19 protein-coding genes are annotated in these 18196 nt (G+C 62.2%); 9 read left to right on the forward strand and 10 right to left on the reverse strand.

From position 1 onward, the window contains the following. Window positions 1-561: 561 nt before the first annotated feature. A complete protein-coding gene (locus J2X56_RS23145; protein WP_121045845.1) occupies window positions 562-1338 on the reverse strand; it encodes an enoyl-CoA hydratase in 777 nt (258 codons plus the stop codon). Between the two features lie 214 nt (window positions 1339-1552). Between J2X56_RS23145 and J2X56_RS23150 the strand changes: the two genes are divergently transcribed. Then, the gene (locus tag J2X56_RS23150; protein WP_039786852.1) at window positions 1553-1990 is read left to right on the forward strand and encodes a universal stress protein; all 438 of its coding nucleotides are present in this window, start codon (window positions 1553-1555) and stop codon (window positions 1988-1990) included. Between the two features lie 89 nt (window positions 1991-2079). Here the strand turns inward: J2X56_RS23150 and J2X56_RS23155 are convergent, their stop codons facing one another. Continuing rightward, a complete protein-coding gene (locus tag J2X56_RS23155) occupies window positions 2080-3312 on the reverse strand; it encodes a murein transglycosylase A (protein WP_088756147.1) in 1233 nt (410 codons plus the stop codon). On the opposite strand from J2X56_RS23155, the gene J2X56_RS23160 reads away from it, so the two are divergent. Further along, window positions 3311-3490 (forward strand): hypothetical protein, encoded by a 180-nt coding sequence (locus J2X56_RS23160; RefSeq protein ID WP_034340164.1) that lies wholly within the window; start codon window positions 3311-3313, stop codon window positions 3488-3490. The genes J2X56_RS23155 and J2X56_RS23160 overlap by 2 nt on opposite strands. A gap of 32 nt (window positions 3491-3522) precedes the next feature. Here the strand turns inward: J2X56_RS23160 and apaG are convergent, their stop codons facing one another. Then, window positions 3523-3897 (reverse strand): Co2+/Mg2+ efflux protein ApaG, encoded by a 375-nt coding sequence (gene apaG, locus J2X56_RS23165; protein ID WP_039786847.1) that lies wholly within the window; start codon window positions 3895-3897, stop codon window positions 3523-3525. Window positions 3898-4159: 262 nt separating this feature from the next. Here apaG and rpe point away from each other — a divergent pair, with 262 nt between their 5' ends. The 6 genes from rpe (at window position 4160) to trpC (ending at window position 9882) form a co-directional block, all read left to right on the forward strand. Continuing rightward, on the forward strand, window positions 4160-4825 hold the full coding sequence (gene rpe / locus J2X56_RS23170; RefSeq protein ID WP_034340160.1) for a ribulose-phosphate 3-epimerase: 666 nt from the start codon (window positions 4160-4162) through the stop codon (window positions 4823-4825). A gap of 49 nt (window positions 4826-4874) precedes the next feature. Then, on the forward strand, window positions 4875-5555 hold the full coding sequence (locus J2X56_RS23175; RefSeq protein ID WP_034340158.1) for a phosphoglycolate phosphatase: 681 nt from the start codon (window positions 4875-4877) through the stop codon (window positions 5553-5555). A gap of 352 nt (window positions 5556-5907) precedes the next feature. Beyond that, on the forward strand, window positions 5908-7404 hold the full coding sequence (gene trpE / locus J2X56_RS23180; protein ID WP_034340156.1) for an anthranilate synthase component I: 1497 nt from the start codon (window positions 5908-5910) through the stop codon (window positions 7402-7404). Then, window positions 7405-7980, forward strand: a complete 576-nt coding sequence (locus J2X56_RS23185; RefSeq protein WP_121045844.1) for an aminodeoxychorismate/anthranilate synthase component II — start codon at window positions 7405-7407, stop codon at window positions 7978-7980. Window positions 7981-8006: 26 nt separating this feature from the next. Next, complete coding sequence (gene trpD / locus J2X56_RS23190) at window positions 8007-9044, forward strand: anthranilate phosphoribosyltransferase (protein ID WP_034340151.1); 1038 nt, start codon at window positions 8007-8009, stop codon at window positions 9042-9044. Between the two features lie 37 nt (window positions 9045-9081). Beyond that, complete coding sequence (gene trpC / locus J2X56_RS23195) at window positions 9082-9882, forward strand: indole-3-glycerol phosphate synthase TrpC (RefSeq protein ID WP_121045843.1); 801 nt, start codon at window positions 9082-9084, stop codon at window positions 9880-9882. 87 nt (window positions 9883-9969) lie between these two features. Here trpC and J2X56_RS23200 read toward each other — a convergent pair whose 3' ends face one another. Continuing rightward, entirely contained in the window at window positions 9970-10749 is a 780-nt protein-coding gene (locus J2X56_RS23200; RefSeq protein WP_121045842.1) for a 3-oxoacyl-ACP reductase family protein, read from the reverse strand. A 155-nt stretch (window positions 10750-10904) separates the two neighbouring features. On the opposite strand from J2X56_RS23200, the gene J2X56_RS23205 reads away from it, so the two are divergent. Next, a complete protein-coding gene (locus J2X56_RS23205; protein ID WP_121045841.1) occupies window positions 10905-11831 on the forward strand; it encodes a LysR family transcriptional regulator in 927 nt (308 codons plus the stop codon). Between the two features lie 17 nt (window positions 11832-11848). Here J2X56_RS23205 and J2X56_RS23210 read toward each other — a convergent pair whose 3' ends face one another. The 6 genes from J2X56_RS23210 to J2X56_RS23235 form a co-directional block, all read right to left on the reverse strand. Further along, complete coding sequence (locus J2X56_RS23210) at window positions 11849-13333, reverse strand: MFS transporter (protein ID WP_409025225.1); 1485 nt, start codon at window positions 13331-13333, stop codon at window positions 11849-11851. A 128-nt stretch (window positions 13334-13461) separates the two neighbouring features. Continuing rightward, window positions 13462-15036: a ubiquinone biosynthesis regulatory protein kinase UbiB gene (gene ubiB / locus J2X56_RS23215; RefSeq protein ID WP_310163053.1), complete on the reverse strand. Its 1575-nt coding sequence runs from the start codon at window positions 15034-15036 to the stop codon at window positions 13462-13464. Continuing rightward, entirely contained in the window at window positions 15037-15651 is a 615-nt protein-coding gene (locus J2X56_RS23220; protein WP_199725157.1) for an SCP2 domain-containing protein, read from the reverse strand. It abuts the gene before it with no gap. Between the two features lie 179 nt (window positions 15652-15830). Continuing rightward, on the reverse strand, window positions 15831-16805 hold the full coding sequence (locus J2X56_RS23225; RefSeq protein ID WP_121045838.1) for a Tim44 domain-containing protein: 975 nt from the start codon (window positions 16803-16805) through the stop codon (window positions 15831-15833). A gap of 128 nt (window positions 16806-16933) precedes the next feature. Then, window positions 16934-17668, reverse strand: coding sequence for a bifunctional demethylmenaquinone methyltransferase/2-methoxy-6-polyprenyl-1,4-benzoquinol methylase UbiE (ubiE, locus tag J2X56_RS23230; RefSeq protein ID WP_039786819.1), 735 nt, complete (start codon window positions 17666-17668; stop codon window positions 16934-16936). Between the two features lie 81 nt (window positions 17669-17749). Next, the gene (locus tag J2X56_RS23235; RefSeq protein ID WP_121045855.1) at window positions 17750-18172 is read right to left on the reverse strand and encodes a gamma-butyrobetaine hydroxylase-like domain-containing protein; all 423 of its coding nucleotides are present in this window, start codon (window positions 18170-18172) and stop codon (window positions 17750-17752) included. Window positions 18173-18196: the final 24 nt, after the last annotated feature.

Genomic DNA, 18196 nt, shown 5'->3' on the forward strand with positions numbered 1-18196 from the left:
GAGCATTTAATATTTAAAGTTTCCAGAACCGAAGTTCTGTCGCACTTCATTAAACGCCCACGCTTATCGGCTGTTAATTTTTAAAGATCTGTCTGTCGCAAATGCGCTTGGCGCTGTTTGCATCGCCGCGAATCGTTTTGTTCGTCAGCAGCAGAGAAACGAGATTATGTAGCAGTTTGTTTATCGCGTCAACTACTTTTTTGCGATTCGTTTTAAATCTTTTCGTCTCGCTTAACTTCCGCTTTGACTACTTCCAATTAAAACGCCTTACAACCTGCTTCACTACTCCTTGCTTCGCCGACATCCGTCGCTCTGTTTTTCAACTTCACTTCGTGTGCCGCGTCAGCAGGCGGCGAACTATAGCAACGCACTACATGCCGCGCAAGCACTTTCGAAAAAATCTCGAAAATAATACAAGTGCGGTGCTTCGCCATCGACGCCAAATTCCCACAAACCCCTGACTGGAAGCGGTTTCCGCAGGATATGAATAAATAGTAAATCATTCAGAAAAAAGGGCCGCCCTGACGGGCGCCCCTTTCTTCTCCATGGAAAGAAAAATGATCAGGCGTTCTTGAACACCGCCGGCCGCTTTTCCAGGAAGGCCTTCATGCCCTCCTTCTGGTCCTCGGTAGCGAAGCAGCTATAAAAGAGCGCGCGCTCATACTTCATCCCCTCGGACAAGGTGGTCTCGTAGGCACGATTGACCGAATCCTTCACCATCATCGCCACCTGGCGCGGCATCTCGGTAATGGTCACCGCAACCGCCATGGCTTCTTCCATGAGCTTGTCGGCCGGCACGATGCGCGACACCAGCCCGGCGCGCTCAGCCTCCTGTGCATCCATCATGCGTGCCGTCAGCGCCAGGTCCATGGCCTTGGACTTGGAGACCGCCCGCGGCAGGCGCTGCGTACCGCCAGCGCCCGGGATGATGCCCAGCTTGATCTCCGGTTGCCCGAACTTCGCATTGTCGGCCGCGATGATGAAGTCGCACATCATCGCCAGCTCACAGCCACCGCCCAGCGCATAGCCCGCCACTGCGGCAATCACCGGCTTGCGGATGCGGCGCAGGGTCTCCCAATTGCGGGTGATGAATTCCCCATTGAAGACATCCATATAATCAAACCCGGCCATCACGCTGATATCAGCCCCCGCAGCGAAGGCCTTCTCACTGCCGGTCACGATGATGCAGCCGATCTCTTCCTGAGCATCGAAGGCCAACAATGCCGTTCCCAGCTCGCTCATCAGAGCGTCGCTCAAGGCATTGAGCGCCTTGGGACGGTTCAGGCGGATCAGGCCGACCTTGTCATGGGTCTCGACCAGGATGTTTTCATAGCTCATAGTGGGTCTCCTTCTTATGAATGAATCGGCAATCCGCCCGGGCGTGGCAGCAACCGGCACGGCGAACCGCAAGAATAAGCCAAAAATAATGCGCCAGTCCGACCTGGCGCAATGACTGCCAAGAATTTCATGCGGGCAAGGCACCACGGGACTATATTGGAGTCATTCCCTGTGCGCAGCGGCGCATTCCCTATCCCTATATGAGGAGGCGAACATGTTCAAGAATATCCTGGTCCCCACGGACGGCTCCGAACGCTCGGACAAGGCCATCGCGACGGCCATCGACTACGCCAAAAACAGCGGCGCAAGCATCGTCGGCATCTCGGTGGCCGAACCCTACCCCTTCTCGCCGCTGGCCGAGAGCTCGATGGCGATCGATCCCGCCCTTTATGAAGAAAACGTCAAAACCCTGGCCAATCAGCACATCAAGAAGATCGCAGATGCTGCGGCCGCCGCCGGCGTACCCTGCCAGACGGAGATCGTGATGTCCTTCAATCCCGATGAAGAAATCATCAAGGCTGCGACACTGCACGGCTGCGACGCCATCTTCATGGCCTCCCACGGGCGCAGCGGCCTCTCGCGCATCTTCCTGGGCAGCAAGACGCAGAAGGTGCTGACGCATTCGACCATCCCGGTGCTGGTACTGCGCTGATCCTTGTACATAAGCTCCTCAATCGGCAAAAAAGCCTGACCCCTCGACAGGATCAGGCTTTTTCATTGCCGCAAGGAAAGCAGGGAAATTCAGTTGCCTCCCGGCGGCGTCATCCCCTTGGGCAGCAGCACCCACATCATGCCGCGCTGCTTCATGGCCCCCGCGCGATCCTCGGCCTCGTCGCCAAAGCCCCAGAAATAGTCCGCCCGCACCACGCCACGAATGGCACCGCCCGTATCCTGCGCCACCACCAGCCGTTGCAGCGGACGGTCACTATTGGGCAGCGTGGTCGCCAGGAACACCGGCGCCCCCAGCGGCACATGCTGCGGGTCGATGGCGATGGAACGCTGCGGGGTCAGCGGGATGCCTTGCGCCCCCTTGGGTCCCTTGGAAGGATCCGGCAGCTTTTCTTCCTTGAAGAAGACATAGCTGGGATTGGCATTGAGCAACTCTTCCTTGCGCGCCGGATTGGCCTGCACCCAGGCCTTGATGTTCTGGGCGGATGCCTGGGAGAGCTCCATCTCCCCCTTGTCCACCAGATAGCGTCCGATCGACTTGTAGGGACGGCCATTCTGGTCCGCATAGGCCAGGCGAATGGTCTCGCGCGACTCCGGCAGATACACGCGGCCCGAGCCCTGCACCTGCAGGAAGAAGGCCTCCACCGGATCATCCACCCAGACGATTTCCTTGCCGGACAAGCTATTGCCCTGCATCAACTCGGCGCGCGTCGGATACGGCACCACCTTGCGTCCGACCACCTTGCCGCGCAGGCGCAGGTTCTTCAGTTCGGGATAGACGCTGGCCATGTCGATGGTCAGCAGGTCGTCCGGCGCCTGGTACAGCGGTGTCTGATACGGCCCGGCGCGGCGGCGCGAACCGCGCAGCAGGGGCTCGTAGTAGCCGGTCACCAGCCCGGTGTCGGTGCCATCAGGATTGAACAGCTGATACGGTGTGAAATAAGTCTCGAAATACTGGCGCAGGAAGCCCAGGTCATTGGCATTGACCTGCTGCGCCGCGCCACAGGCGGCGCGCCACTCGGGCTTGCGAATCATGACCGAGCAGGAAGACTGCAGCGCTGGCCAGGCCTCGCGCAGGTCGTCATTGTTCCAGCCCGGGAGCTGGGCGAAGGTGGTAGCACGCATGGCCGGGCCCGGCTGGGCCACTGGCTTGGGCGACGGCTGGCTCGGAGCCGGCGTGGTGAGCGGCGTGGTCTGGCAGGCCGCCAGCAGGACAGCGACCGAGACCGCCATCGCAGGTACACTAAGACGCCGCAGCGCCGACAGCTTGGCAAAACGATTCAATGACATTGGAGACAAATTCATGTTGTGGTTGATCCTGGAGGCCAGTGCCGCCTTCTTCGTGCTGGTCTTCATCGTCTGGTGGACCATGTTCTCGGGCCGCAAGGAACACAATGGCCGGCCCGTCAGCGCCAGGCAGAAAGAAGCGCAGGAAAAGAAACAGCAGCCAGCGCGAGAGACGACAGACAGCGACCCGCGCTGAAAAATCCGTCGTCCCGCCTCAGGAAGAAAAATTCAGTGCAAGGTGCGCGGCAGTGAAAGCACGAACTCGGGGATGCGCACGTCAAATTGCTCGCCATCCTCGGCCACGCAGAAATATTCACCATGCATGCTGCCCTGGGGGGTCCCGAGCGACGTACCGCTGGTGTACTCGAACTGCTCGCCGGGCTGCAGGAAGGGCTGATGCCCGACCACGCCCAGGCCGCGCACTTCCTGCGCGTGGTTGTTGGCGTCGGTGATGACCCAGTGGCGCGAGATCAACTGGGCAGGGACCGTGCCGGTATTGACGATGGTGATCGCATAGGCGAACACGTAATGCGAACGCGATGGATCGGATTGTTCCTCCAGGTACTGGGTCTTGACCGTCACCGTGAACTCATACGCTGCCATGGAATTTCCTGTGTTGTGAAGGGGACTGCCGCCGCGCCGGCGATCTGCAATCGGGCTTGCCCGCGCGGCTACCCCGGATTGCACACGAATTCAGCCGGCTGCGCAAGCCGATGCGTTCCGCCTGCTCTGCCCGTTCCGGGCCAAGCCAGCCAGCTCATCGGCCGGGCCGGCGACCGCTGCAGCAAGGTAGAATAGCGGTTTTGCCGCCTTCGCGCCTGCGCCCGACGGCCAATGTCGATTCAGCCATCCTTTGTTTACAGCCATGCCGACCTTCCGTATCGCCCCCAGCATCCTGTCCGCCGATTTCGCCCGCCTGGGTGAAGAAGTGCGCAATGTCGTCGCCGCCGGTGCCGATTTCATTCACTTCGACGTGATGGACAACCATTATGTCCCCAACCTGACCATCGGCCCGCTGGTGTGCGAAGCCATCCGCCCGCACGTGCAAGTGCCGATCGACGTGCACCTGATGGTCAAGCCGGTGGACCGCATCATCCCCGATTTCGCCAAGGCCGGTGCCAACCTCATCACCTTCCACCCGGAAGCCTCCGAACACATCGACCGCTCCCTGCAACTGATCCGCGACAACGGCTGCAAGGCCGGTCTGGTATTCAACCCTGGCACGCCGCTGCATTACCTGGATCACGTGATGGACAAACTGGACATGGTCCTGATCATGTCGGTGAACCCCGGTTTCGGCGGCCAGTCCTTCATTCCGGAAGCCCTGAAAAAGATCGCCGAAGTGCGCCGCCGCATCGATGAATCCGGCCGCGACATCCTGCTGGAAGTCGATGGCGGCATCAAGGTCGAGAACATCGCCGCGGCCGCCCGCGCCGGTGCCGACACCTTCGTGGCCGGTTCGGCCATCTTCGGCAAGCCGGACTACAAGGCCGTCATCGACGCCATGCGCGCCGAACTGGCCCAGGTCTGATCGCACCTCCCCTTCGTCAGACGAACAAACAACGAGGTTTACCGGGCATATGAAGAATCTGACCAACATCAAGGCCGCCATCATCGACCTCGACGGCACCATGCTGGATACGGCCGCTGACTTCCACGTCGCGGTCAACCGCATGCGTGAAGAATTGGGACTCACGCCCCTGTCCCAGGAAACCATCGTCAACTTCGTCGGCAAGGGGACCGAGAACCTGATCCGGCGCGTGCTCGCCGTGGACTATGCCGAGGATGAGGCGGCGCAATACTTCCAGCAGGCGCTGGACAGCTACACCGAGCACTACCTGGCCATCAATGGCGACTATTCCTCGCTCTACCCGGGCGTGGTCGAGGGCCTGCAAGCCCTGCGCGCCAAGGGCCTGCGCCTGGCCTGCGTGACCAACAAGCCGCTGGCCTTCGCCGTACCGCTGCTGCAGAAGAAGGGGCTGCGCGATTTCTTCGAGATCGTCTATGGCGGCGATTCCTTCCCGAAGAAGAAGCCCGATCCCATGCCCTTGCTGCAAGTCTGTGAGGATTTCGCCCTGCAACCCGCGCAGGTCGTGGCCATCGGCGACTCCAGCAACGATGCCCAGGCCGCCCGCGCGGCCGGTTGCCGTGTCCTGAATGTTCCGTATGGATACAATCACGGTGAATCTATACACGACGTCGATTCGGATGGTATAGTTTCGACGCTTGTAGAAGCAGCGCAGCAAATCTCGGTGGACTGACAGCCCGTCAGCTCACCGGTCGACAGACCGAAGATCCAATCGCGACCCACATCAATGTTTCGTAACAACAAACGAACCGCTCAACCGACAGCCGCCCCTGAGGCCTGGCTGTGGCGACGCTGGCAATTCCAGGCGCAGTAATTGACGCCTGGACCTGGCCGCACCTGCGTGCCAGGTCGTTTGTTGTGGTACCGCATCCTCCGCATTTCCCGTAATTCTCATAACGACACCGCTGACGAGAGTCCGCACCTGTCTGCTGCATCCGCGTGCATCGCGTCCATGGCTTCATGGCGTCTGCGCGCCGGTCTGCGGCCAGGCCCGCGTACCCTACAATGGCGGTCTGGAGTGACACATGACCGAACTCGAATTCAAATCGCTGGCCGCCGAAGGCTACAACCGCATCCCTCTGATCGCCGAAGCCTTCGCCGACCTGGAAACTCCGCTGACGCTCTATCTCAAGCTGGCCCAGAGCCACAACACCGGCAAGAACACCTTCCTGCTGGAGTCGGTGGTCGGTGGTGAGCGCTTCGGGCGCTATTCCTTCATCGGCCTGCCCGCCTCCACCAAGATTCGCTGCAGCGGCCAGCAGATCGAGGTACTGAAAAATGACGAGGTCATCGAGACCGCTCAAGGCAATGCGCTGGAATTCATCGCCGAGTATCAATCCCGCTTCAAGGTCGCCATCCGTCCCGGCATGCCGCGCTTCTGCGGCGGCCTGGCCGGCTACTTCGGCTACGACGCCGTGCGCTACATCGAAAAGCGCCTGGAAAACAGCGCCCCGCAGGATACGCTGGGCCTGCCCGACATCCAGCTGCTGCTGACCGAAGAACTGGCCGTCATCGACAACCTCTCCGGCAAGCTCTACCTGATCGTCTACGCCGACCCTACCCAGCCGGAAGCCTTCTCCCGTGGCCGCCAGCGCCTGCGCGACCTGCGCGCCATGCTGCGCCGCCCGGCCGATGCACCGGTGACCACCGGTTCGGTGCGTACCGAGACCATTCGCGAATTCCCCAAGGACGAATACCTCAAGGCCGTGGCCCGCGCCAAGGAATACGTGATGGCCGGCGACCTGATGCAGGTGCAGATCGGCCAGCGGCTCAGGAAATCCTATGTGGATTCGCCGCTGATGCTGTACCGCGCGCTGCGTTCGCTGAACCCCTCCCCTTACATGTACTTCTACAACTTCGGCGACATGCAGATCGTCGGTGCCTCGCCGGAAATCCTGGTGCGCAACGAATCCATCGGCGAAGGCCAGAAGAAGATCACCATCCGCCCGCTGGCCGGCACCCGCCCACGCGGCTCCACCATCGAGCGCGATGAACAGCTGGCGCGCGAACTGCTGGCCGATCCCAAGGAAATCGCTGAACACGTGATGCTGATCGACCTGGCCCGCAACGACATCGGCCGCATCGCCACCACCGGCAGCGTCAAGGTCACCGACCAGATGGTGATCGAAAAATATTCCCACGTGCAACACATCGTCTCCAACGTCGAGGGCATCCTCAAACCCGGCATGTCGAACCTGGATGTGCTCAAGGCCACCTTCCCCGCCGGCACCCTCTCGGGCGCCCCCAAGGTGCGCGCCATGGAAATCATCGACGAACTGGAACCGACCAAGCGCGGCATCTACGGCGGCGCCTGCGGCTATCTCTCCTTCGGCGGCGAGATGGACGTGGCCATTGCGATCCGTACCGGCGTCATCAAGGACGGCACGCTGTACGTGCAGGCGGCCGCCGGCATCGTGGCCGACTCGGTGCCGGAAATGGAATGGGAAGAAACCGAAAACAAGGCGCGTGCCGTATTGCGCGCTGCTGAACAAGTGCAAGATGGCCTGGACGGAGAAATCTAAATGCTGCTGATGATCGACAACTACGACTCCTTCACCTACAACCTGGTGCAATACTTCGGCGAGCTGGGCGAAGAGGTGCTGACCATCCGCAATGACGAGATCACGCTGGATGACATCAGAAAACTGAACCCGGAACGCATCTGCCTCTCCCCCGGCCCCTGCAGCCCCAAGGAAGCCGGCATCTGCGTGGACCTGCTCAAGGAATTTTCCGGCAAGCTGCCCATCCTCGGTGTCTGCCTCGGCCACCAGGCCATCGGCGAAGCCTTCGGCGGCAACATCATCCGCGCCAAGCAGGTCATGCATGGCAAGACGTCCAAGATTGCGCACACCGGCGTTGGCGTCTTCAAGGACCTGCCCACTCCCTATACCGTGATCCGCTATCACTCGCTGGCCATCGAACGCGCCACCCTGCCGGATTGCCTGGAAGTGACCGCCTGGACCGATGATGGCGAAATCATGGGCGTGCGTCACAAGGAGTTCGACCTGCAAGGCGTGCAGTTCCACCCCGAGTCCATCCTCTCCGAGCACGGCCACGCCCTGCTCAAGAACTTCCTGACCGGCAGCGCCCACGGCTGAGACCATTAGACAAATCGAGACAAGACATGCCCATCACTCCCCAAGAAGCGCTGCTGCGCTGTATCGAGCATCGCGAAATCTTCCATGATGAAATGCTGACGCTGTTCCGCCAGATCATGAGCGGCGAGATGTCGCCGGTGATGATCGCGGCCCTCACCATGGGCCTGCGCGTGAAAAAGGAAAGCATCGGCGAGATCGCCGCCGCGGCCCAGGTCATGCGCGAATTCGCTACCAAGGTGCCGATGGCCGACACCTCGCGCCTGCTCGACATCGTCGGCACCGGCGGCGATGGCGCGCACACCTTCAACATTTCCACCGCCTCCATGTTCGTGGCAGCCGCCGCCGGTGCGCGCGTGGCCAAGCATGGCGGACGCAGTGTGTCCTCCTCCTCGGGCAGCGCCGATGTGCTTGAAGCCCTGGGCGCAGACATCAACCTGCAACCCGAACAAGTGGCGCAATCGATCGCCCAGACCGGCATCGGCTTCATGTTCGCCCCCAACCACCACGCCGCCATGAAGCATGCGGCGCCGGTGCGCAAGGAGCTGGGCGTGCGCACCATCTTCAACATCCTCGGTCCGCTCACCAATCCGGCCGGGGCTCCCAACATCCTCATGGGTGTGTTCCATGCAGACCTGGTCGGCATCCAGGTGCGCGTACTGCAACGCCTGGGCGCGCAGCACGCCATCGTGGTCTGGGGCCGAGACAACCTGGATGAAGTCACGCTGGGCGGTGCCACCATGGTGGGCGAGCTGGTCAACGGCGAGATCCGCGAATACGAGATCCATCCGGAAGATTTCGGCCTGTCCATGTTTGCCAGCCGCAACTTGCAGGTCGGCAACGCCACCGAGTCGAAGGAGAAAATCTTCGAAGCCCTGCGTGGGGAACCCGGTCCGGTGCACGACATCGTAGTCATCAATGCCGCCACCGCGCTCTATGCGGCCGGCGTTGCGCCCTCGATCGCCGAGGGCCTGCAGACGGCGCGTGCCACCATCGCTTCCGGTGCGGCGCGTGCCAAGCTGGACCAGTTCGTCCAGGTGACCCGCCAGCTCGGCGGCAAGCACTGATCTCCGCCCCTCAACTCAGACCCCTGACAGGAGCCCCATGTCCGACATCCTCAACAAGATCCTCGACGTCAAGGCCGAGGAAGTCCGCATCGCCAAGCAGCAGCGCGACCTCGCCAGCCTGCGCCGCGATGTGGAAACCGATAGCGAATTGCGCTCGGAACTGCGCAATTTCGAAGAGAGCCTGCGCAGCAAGATCGCCAACGGCCAGGCCGGCGTGATTGCCGAAGTCAAGAAAGCCTCGCCTTCCAAGGGCGTGATCCGTCCCGACTTCAAGCCGGCCGAGATCGCGGTGAGCTATGCCGAACATGGCGCGGCCTGCCTGTCGGTACTGACCGATGAACAATTCTTCCAGGGCTCGCCGGACTACCTCAAGCAGGCGCGCGCCGCGTGTGCCCTGCCGGTGCTGCGCAAGGATTTCATGATGGATCATTACCAGATCTATCAAGCGCGCTCCTGGGGCGCGGACGCCATCCTGCTGATCGTGGCTGCGCTGGACCATGGCCTGATGGCCGACATGGAAGCCTGCGCCCATGAGCTGGGCATGAGCGTGCTGGTGGAAGTCCACGATCAGGCTGAACTGGACGCGGCCCTCAAACTGAAGACCCGCCTGTTGGGCATCAACAACCGCAACCTGCGCACCTTCGAGACCACGCTCGACACCACGCTGAACCTGCTGCCGCGCATCCCCCCGGAAAAGCTGGTGGTCACCGAATCGGCGATCGCCACCCCGGACGATGTCAAGCGCATGCGCGATGCCGACGTGCATGCCTTCCTGGTCGGTGAAGCCTTCATGCGTGCCCCGGAGCCGGGCGTAGAATTGGCTCGCCTGTTCGCCTGATTCCCCCTCTCACGAAAAAACCTCGCCCGGTGCAGACCGGTGCGAGGTTTTTTTTCGTCCTGAGAGTGACGGTGACCTGAGCAGCGATCAAGCCGAGAAACCGCCATCGATCATCAGGTTGGCACCGGTGATGTAGCCCGCTTCCGGACCTGCCAGATAGGCCACGAAGCTGGCGATTTCCTCAGCCTTGCCATAGCGCGGCAGTGCCATCAGGCCGGTCAGGGAAGTGGCGAAGTCGCTGTTGGCCGGGTTCATGTCGGTATCGACCGGACCGGGCTGGACGTTGTTGACGGTGATGCCGCGCGAACCAAGGTCGCGGGCCAGACCCTTGGTCAGGCCGACCAGCGCCGACTTGCTCATGGCATACACGGCACCGCCGGCAAAGGGGATGCGGTCGGCATTGGTGCTGCCGATGCTGATGATGCGGCCGCCTTCGCCCATGTAGCGCACGGCGGCCTGGGTCGCCACCACCACACTGCGCACGTTCACGGCCAGGGTGCGGTCCAGGTCTTCCAGCTTGAACTCATCGATGGGGCCCATGGCCAGCACGCCCGCATTGTTCACCAGGATATCGAGCCGGCCGAAGGTCTCCGCGGCCAGGCGGATGGCTTGCTGCAGGGCGGCTGCATCGGCGCTGTCGGCCTGGATCGCCAGCGCGCGGCCACCGGCGGCTTCCACGCGGGAGACCAGGGCTTGCGCCTTGTCCGGCGAAGTGACGTAGGTGAAGGCGACGGTGGCGCCCTCGGCGGCCAGGCGCTGCACGATGGCCGCGCCGATGCCGCGCGAACCGCCTTGCACGAAGGCCACCTTGGAGGCCAGGGTGGATGCGGATGGGGATGCGGCGGCGTTCTGGATTTGCTTGTTCATGATCTTGCTCCTTGAAAGTGATGGGTTGGTCCCGTCGGCCTGCAGCGGCGTGCTGCTGTGTGCGTCCGGGTTGAAGCAAGTATCGGCGTTTGATTATGTGGCGACTAGCTGGCAATCCCTATCTTCTTTTTAAACCAATGGTTTAGAATCGAGCGATGGAAACCATGACCAGCATCGAATGCTTCGTCGCTGCGGCCCACGCCGGCAGCTTTTCGGCGGCGGCACGCCAGCTCGGCCTGACGTCGGCGGCCGTGGGCAAGAACGTGGCACGGCTGGAGACTTCACTGGGCGTGCGCCTGTTTCACCGCAGCACCCGCAAGCTCTCGCTGACCGAAGCGGGCGAACGCTTCCTGCAGGAAGTGGGTGGCGGCCTGCAAGCCATCCGCAGCGCCGTGGCCAATCTCGCCAGCGCTGGCGGGCAGCCAGCCGGCACGCTCAAGGTCAGCATGGGAACGGGATTCGGGCGGCAATACATCGTGCCCTTGTTGGGAGAATTCCTGGGGCGCTATCCGGGCATCCAGCCGGACTGGCATTTCGAGAACCGCTCGGTGGATCTCATCACCGAGGGCTTTGATGCCGCCATCGCCGGCGGCACCGAGCTGTCGCCCGGCGTGGTGGCGCGCGAGCTGGCCCCGGCGCATCGGGTGCTGCTGGCTTCGCCCGCCTATCTGGAGACGCATCCCGCCTTGCGCTCGCCGGCCGACCTGGCCGAGCATGCGGGCATCCTGATCCGCTCGCCCCAGACCGGGCGCGTACGGCCCTTCTCGCTACGCGACCACGACGGCCAGCAGGCACCGGTCACGCTGCAGCAACGCATGACCATGAGCGATGCCAATGCGGCTTGCGAGGTGGCCGAAGCGGGGCTGGGCATCACGCTGGTGTCGATGCCGCATGCCCTGCTCTATCTGGATCGCGGCACGCTGGTGCGGGTGCTGCCGGACTGGTACGTGGATACCGGCATGCTCTCGCTCTACTTCACCGCGGCGCGGCTGCTGCCGGCCAAGACCCGGGTATTCGTCGATTTCGTGGTCGAGCACTTCCGCCGCGAGCGGCTGGCGGAGCGCTTTTCGGCGCACCGCTGAATACACGTCCGAGAAGTTCAGCGCTTGCCTTGCGCGGCGCGCATCCCGCCGCCAATATTGCTGCCAGCGTCCCGCGCCAGGCCGCGATAACCGATCACTGAAATCAACGTCACCACACCAGCCATCGCAAAGGCCCACTGAAAATCGCCCAGCGTGAAATGCGCGCCGGTGGCATCGATCTCCTCGCCGCGGATCGCCGCCGCGATACGCAAGGCCAGCGCACCGAAGGCGATGCCCATGCCGATGGTCATCTGCTGCGCGACGCTCCAGAGCGTGCTGGCCGAGGATTTGCGGGCATCGCTGATATCCGCATACGCCAGCGTGGCCAGGGTCGAGAACTGCATCGACCGCGACAGCCCGTAGCAGAAGATCACCCCCAGGATCACCGGCAGCGGCGTGCCCGGCGTGAGCAGACCGCAGGCGATGATGAGGCAACCGGCGATGGCCGCATTGTTGACCGCCACGCTACGGAAACCGAAACGCTGCAGGATGCGCGTGGTGAATGCCTTCATGCCGAGATTGCCGAGAGCGGTGGCCAGCAGCAGCAAACCCGACTGGAACGCCGTCAGGCCGAAACCGATCTGGAACATCAGCGGCATCAGGTAAGGCACTGCATCCACGCCAATCCGCGTGAGTGAACCCGTCAGCACCGTCACCGAATAGGTCGGAATGCGCAGATTGGAAAAATCCAGCAGCGGATGTTCGATGCGCTGCATGTGCCGCCACGCGCAGTACCCGAGCGCCACGCCGAGGGCCACGAAGCCAAGCGCCACCTTGATGTTGGATTCCATATGGCTGGCGATCTCGGTGCCATACAGCAGCGAGGTCAGCGCCGCGCCCGAGAGCAGGAAACCGATCACGTCCAGCGGCCGCTTGCTGTGGCCATGTTCATTGCGCACCACGCGCATGACGGCAATGAAAGCCGCAAACCCGAACGGCACGTTCATCAGGAAGATCCAATGCCAGGAAGCATAGGTGGTGATGAAGCCACCGATCGATGGTCCCACCACCGGCGCCACGATGGCCGGCCAGGTGATGGTGGCAATGGCTTTCATCAGTCTGTCCTTGCCGGTACTGCGCACCACGATCATGCGCCCGACCGGTACCATCATTGCGCCACCCAGGCCTTGCAGCACCCGCGCTGCGGTGAACTCCCACACGTTCTGCGAATAGCCACACAAAACGGAAGCCAGCGTGAAGATGGCAATGGCGATACCGAACACGGTGCGCGAACCGAAGCGGTCGGCTACCCAGCCGCTGATGGGAATGAAGACGGCCAGCGTCAGCATGTAGGCCGTCATGCCCAGGCTCAGTTCGTTGGGACCTACGCCGAAGGACTGCGCCATCTGCGGCAAGGCCGTGGCGATGATGGTGGTGTCGAGATACTCCATGAAGAAAGTCGCCGCCACGATGTAAGGCAACATGCGCACGCGTGCATCGGACAGGCTGTTGTCGTTGGTTCCCACGGTGTTCTTGGCCTCTGTTGTTTTGGGTTGAACCATGCGAAACGCCGGCATAGGCCGGCGCTTGCTGAAGACAGTTTTAGATAGTTACCAAATTAACCAAACTATCTAAATCATCCAAATCATCCAAATCATCCAAATCATCTAAATGATTTAAATCATTTACATCAATAGAACTTCAGGAAATGCATCAGCACCTGGATCACGATGATGCCGCCGATGAGCCCCCCGCCGAAATAGACGATCACACCCAGCAGCATGTTGGTGCGCCGCTGCTCGGCCAGCAGCTTGCGGATCAGTTCGGTGTTCTGCGGCTGGCTCTCGCCGTCGGTGTAGCGCGTCAGCGCCTGGTGCGCCAGGCGCGGCAGCTCCGGCAGCAGGCGGCTGTAACGCGGCACTTCCACCTTCAGCTGTTCGACGAAACCGCGCCAGCCGATCTGCTCGCTCATCCAGCGTTCGAGATAGGGCTTGGCGGTCTTCCACAGGTCCAGGTCCGGATCGAGCTGGCGGCCCAGGCCTTCGACGTTGAGCAGCGTCTTCTGCAGCAACACCAGTTGCGGCTGCACTTCCACGTTGAAACGGCGCGAGGTCTGGAACAGGCGCAGCAGCACCTGGCCGAAGGAGATGTCCTTCAACGGACGGTCGAAGATCGGTTCGCAGCAGGCACGCACGGCCGCTTCGAGTTCATCGACGCGGGTTTCCTTGGGCGCCCATCCGGATTCGATGTGGGCCTCGGCCACGCGCTTGTAATCGCGGCGGAAGAAGGCCAGGAAATTCTGCGACAGGTAATCCTTGTCGTAATCATTGAGCGTGCCGACGATGCCGAAATCCAGCGCGATGTAGCGGCCGAAGGTTTCCGGGGCTACCGACACCAGGATGTTGCCGGGGTGCATGTCGGCGTGGAAGAAGCCATCGCGAAACACCTGGGTGAAGAAAATCTCCACACCTTCGCGCGAGAGCTTGGAGAGATCGACCCCTTCGGCGCGCAGGCGCTCGGTCTGCGAGATCGGGATGCCATACATCCGCTCCATCACGATCACCGAGGATGAACAATAATCCCAATACATCTCCGGCACCATCAGCAGCGTGGACTCGGCGAAGTTGCGGCGCAGCTGGCTGGCATTGGCCGCTTCGCGCATGAGGTCCAGCTCGTCGTGCAGGTACTTGTCGAACTCGCCCACGACTTCCTTGGCCTTCAAGCGACGTCCATCGGCCCACAGGCGTTCCAGCCAGTCGGCAGCCACATGCATCAGACCGATGTCGTGATCGATGATGTCGCGCATGCCGGGACGCAGCACCTTGACGGCCACTTCCTTGCCATCCTTCAGGGTGGCGAAGTGGACCTGCGCAATCGAGGCCGAGGCCACCGGGGTGCGTTCGAAGCTGGCGAAGAGCTGGTCCGGATGCGCGCCCAAGGACTTTTCGATCTGCTTGACCGCCAGTTCCGATTCGAAGGGCGGCACGCGGTCCTGCAGCAGCGTCAGTTCATTGGCGATATCGGGCGGCATCAGGTCGCGCCGGGTCGAGAGCACCTGGCCGAACTTGATGAAGATGGGACCGAGATCCTCCAGCGCGCGACGCAGGCGCTCACCGCGCGGCGCAGTCAGGTCGCGCCAGAAGAAAATGCGGTTGATGATGCGGGCGATGCGCGGCGGCGCAAATTCGGAGGCGATGATTTCATCCAGGCCGTAGAGAATGGCGACACGGATGATCTTGAGCAGACGCATGGAACGCAGCAGCATTTAACGACGCTCCAGTTTCTCGATGCGTTTGGACAGGCGTTCCAGATCATCGCGCAGGCGCACGACGTCGGCAGAAAAATCCTGCAACTGGCGGGGGCGGATCAGCATCGGTTGTTCTTCCAGGAAATACTCGGCAAGGTTTTCGGTCAGCTTGCGCTGCGTGGTGCGTGCGGCGTCGAACAGGCCCCGCGCGCCGGAGACGATGCGGGTCGCAGCGACATCGCCGACCACGCGGGAGAGGTCATCCTCGGCATCCCAGCGCAGCTTCTGGCTCAGCTGCGAAATCACATTGGCGAAATCGGCATCGCCTTCCAGCTTGACGTAAGAGACGGCGCGCTCGCGGTTGGCGGCGATCAGCGGCAGGTCGGACAGCTTCAGGCGGATGGTGACGTTGGCCAGCGCATCGGCCGGCACCTCCTGCAGGTAGCCATCGCCGGTCACCTTCAGGCGCAATTGCATGACGCCGGTATCGATGCAGGCGACCTTGCCGGCATGGGCCATGAGGGTGTCGCGCGCCCACGGTTCCTGGGCCAGCAGGTGGTTGATCACCGCAGCGGCAGGTTTCATCGGATCGAGGCCGGAGACAAGAGTGGACGGATCGGGCAGCACGGACATGGATTCCAGAATCGGGGTGGATCGGAGGACTACGGGTTGAGTACGCCGGAGCAGAAAGAATTCCCTCCGCCAAAACAAAACCGCCCGCAAAAGCCGGGCGGTTTCAAGTGTACCAGCTTGGCGCACTGGCAAGGTTCAGGCACTGCGGCTGGCTTGATCCAGCGCGCCTTGTGCCTGCATCAGACCTGCTGGATACCCGCCAGCACCCAGCCGCCGCTGCCGTTGAGCGGCTTGGAGAGATTCCAGATCTCGGCGAAGGGTTCGGCCGAGGCATCCGGCGCTTCCTTGATGAGACCCTGGAAGCGCACCGTGGCCAGGTAATCGAAGGCCATGGTCTCGATGCCCAGCAGTTGCGCGTCGAGCTGCACGACATCGGTGGCATTGGGCGCTGCGCCACGTTCGCTCAGCTGCATGCGCAGTTCGGCGAACATCTCGGGCGTGGTGAATTCACGGATGTCGTTGACGTCGGCGCGATCCCACGCCGCCTGCAGGCGGATGAAATAGGTCTTGGCATTGCGCACGAATCCGGCCGTATCAAAGCCATCGGGGATGCCCCATTGCTGGATCTGCGCCGGCTGGGCCGTGCCGCCGTAGCCATTGCCTTGCAGGGCGGCAGGCGACGCGTGCGGGACCGCCGGCGGCGGATTGATGTCGCGCAGCCCGGAACCGATTTCCGGGGTGGCACCGGCAGCGCTGCCGATGGGGCTCACGCCCGGCATCGGTGTGGCATAGGCCGGGTTGTTGTTCTGCGCTTCACGGCCACGGGCAAACAGGCGGATCAGGAAGATCACCGCCGCGCACAGCAGCGCAATGGTCAGCAGCGAACCCAGCATGCCGCCGAGCGCGCCACCGATCCCGAAGTGCGACATCAGCGCACCGAGGCCGAAGCCCAGCAGTGCACCGCCCAGCACATTGCGCCAGGGACTGGCGGGCTTGGGCATGGGAGCGCTTTGCGGCGCGGCGGCCGGTGCGGCAGGACGGGAAGGCTGGCTATAGGACGGCGAAGACGGAGCAGAGGGGGCCGCCTGGCGCGAGTAATTGGAGGATTGCTTGCCGAAGGAACCACCGCCACCCAGGCGCTTGGCCTCGGCGGGCGACATGATGAGGGAGAGCGAAGTGATCGCCAGCAGCAGTGCGAGGAATATTTTTTTCATGGGCTTGCCTCTTGTGGATGATGCCGAAGTGGCGAGCGGGCCGAGGGAAAAGCAAGCCGCCACATCGGAGCCATCATTGTCGCCGGGCAGAATTAAGCCAGCCTTAATGCTGGCGCGCCCAGCATTAATCACATCTTAATGCCCGTATGCAGCGCAGCCACACCGGCGGTCAGGTTGAAATACTGTACGCGATCCAGGCCGGCCTGTTCCATCATCTGCTTCAGGGTTTCCTGGTCGGGGTGCATGCGGATCGATTCGGCCAGGTAGCGATAGCTGTCGGCATCGTTGGCGACCTTCTTGCCCAGCCACGGCAGGACCGAGAAGGAATAGACGTCATAGGGCTTCTTCAGCGGTTCCCAGACCTTGGAGAATTCCAGCACCAGCAGCTTGCCACCGGGCTTGAGCACGCGGCGCATTTCGGCCAGGGCGGCATCCTTGTGGGTCATGTTGCGCAGGCCGAAGGCCACCGAGACGCGGTCGAAATAATTGTCCGGGAAGGGCAGTTTCTCGGCATCGCACAGCATGGTCGGGGTGACGATGCCCTTGTTGAGCAGACGGTCGCGGCCCACACGCAGCATGGATTCGTTGATGTCAGTAAGCCAGACTTCGCCGCTCGGACCTGCCTGCTTGGCGAAGACCTTGGAGAGGTCACCGGTACCACCGGCGATGTCGAGCACCTTGAAGCCCGGACGCACGCCGGCCTGGGCGATGGTGAAGGCTTTCCAGATGCGATGCAGGCCCGCCGACATGAAGTCGTTCATCACGTCGTACTTGGCAGCGACGGAGTGGAACACTTCCGCGACCTTGCGGACCTTTTCTTCTTCTTTGACGGTTTCGTAACCGAAGTGGGTGGTGTTGGTCATGGCTGGGCCTGTAACGATGAAGACGACATTATAAGAGACGGGCCAGCGCAGAGCTTGCCCTGGATCAGCAGGAGGCGCGCCTCAGTGCGAATGGCCGCAGCCATGGCCGCCTGCCGCCTCGGGCTGGTGATCGCGCCCGCTTTCACGGGTGAAGCCGGCCGCTTCCAGTTTCTGCAGATAGGCTTCCCACAGGGCCGCCTGGTCACGGCCGAGCTGGTAGAGGTAATCCCAGGTGAAGATGCCGCTGGCGTGGCCGTCCGAGAACAGCGGTTTGACGCCATAGTTGCCGACCGGTTCGATGCCGTGGATCTCGACGTCGCGCTTGCCGGTCTGCAGCACTTCCTGGCCCGGTCCGTGGCCGCGTACTTCGGCCGAGGGGGAAAGGACGCGCATCAGTTCAAAGGGCAGGGAAAACATCACGCCGTCATCGAACTCGACTTCGACCACGCGCGAGAGCTTGCGTACCTTGAAGGACACCGGAACCGGAGAAGACGGGGCGCTCATGGGCTCTCCCTTGTTGAAATTGGT

The sequence above is a fragment of the Herbaspirillum sp. 1173 genome (assembly GCF_031455335.1).
GTDB classification, from domain to species: Bacteria; Pseudomonadota; Gammaproteobacteria; order Burkholderiales; family Burkholderiaceae_D; genus Herbaspirillum; species Herbaspirillum huttiense.

Coding starts and splice junctions, on each gene's coding strand:
- J2X56_RS23145 (WP_121045845.1), bottom strand. CDS start 1,338: ATGAGCTATGAAAACATCCTGGTCGAGACCCATGACAAGGTCGGCCTG.
- J2X56_RS23150 (WP_039786852.1), top strand. CDS start 1,553: ATGTTCAAGAATATCCTGGTCCCCACGGACGGCTCCGAACGCTCGGAC.
- J2X56_RS23160 (WP_034340164.1), top strand. CDS start 3,311: ATGTTGTGGTTGATCCTGGAGGCCAGTGCCGCCTTCTTCGTGCTGGTC.
- J2X56_RS23155 (WP_088756147.1), bottom strand. CDS start 3,312: ATGAATTTGTCTCCAATGTCATTGAATCGTTTTGCCAAGCTGTCGGCG.
- apaG (WP_039786847.1), bottom strand. CDS start 3,897: ATGGCAGCGTATGAGTTCACGGTGACGGTCAAGACCCAGTACCTGGAG.
- rpe (WP_034340160.1), top strand. CDS start 4,160: ATGCCGACCTTCCGTATCGCCCCCAGCATCCTGTCCGCCGATTTCGCC.
- J2X56_RS23175 (WP_034340158.1), top strand. CDS start 4,875: ATGAAGAATCTGACCAACATCAAGGCCGCCATCATCGACCTCGACGGC.
- trpE (WP_034340156.1), top strand. CDS start 5,908: ATGACCGAACTCGAATTCAAATCGCTGGCCGCCGAAGGCTACAACCGC.
- J2X56_RS23185 (WP_121045844.1), top strand. CDS start 7,405: ATGCTGCTGATGATCGACAACTACGACTCCTTCACCTACAACCTGGTG.
- trpD (WP_034340151.1), top strand. CDS start 8,007: ATGCCCATCACTCCCCAAGAAGCGCTGCTGCGCTGTATCGAGCATCGC.
- trpC (WP_121045843.1), top strand. CDS start 9,082: ATGTCCGACATCCTCAACAAGATCCTCGACGTCAAGGCCGAGGAAGTC.
- J2X56_RS23200 (WP_121045842.1), bottom strand. CDS start 10,749: ATGAACAAGCAAATCCAGAACGCCGCCGCATCCCCATCCGCATCCACC.
- J2X56_RS23205 (WP_121045841.1), top strand. CDS start 10,905: ATGGAAACCATGACCAGCATCGAATGCTTCGTCGCTGCGGCCCACGCC.
- J2X56_RS23210 (WP_409025225.1), bottom strand. CDS start 13,333: ATGGTTCAACCCAAAACAACAGAGGCCAAGAACACCGTGGGAACCAAC.
- ubiB (WP_310163053.1), bottom strand. CDS start 15,036: ATGCTGCTGCGTTCCATGCGTCTGCTCAAGATCATCCGTGTCGCCATT.
- J2X56_RS23220 (WP_199725157.1), bottom strand. CDS start 15,651: ATGTCCGTGCTGCCCGATCCGTCCACTCTTGTCTCCGGCCTCGATCCG.
- J2X56_RS23225 (WP_121045838.1), bottom strand. CDS start 16,805: ATGAAAAAAATATTCCTCGCACTGCTGCTGGCGATCACTTCGCTCTCC.
- ubiE (WP_039786819.1), bottom strand. CDS start 17,668: ATGACCAACACCACCCACTTCGGTTACGAAACCGTCAAAGAAGAAGAA.
- J2X56_RS23235 (WP_121045855.1), bottom strand. CDS start 18,172: ATGAGCGCCCCGTCTTCTCCGGTTCCGGTGTCCTTCAAGGTACGCAAG.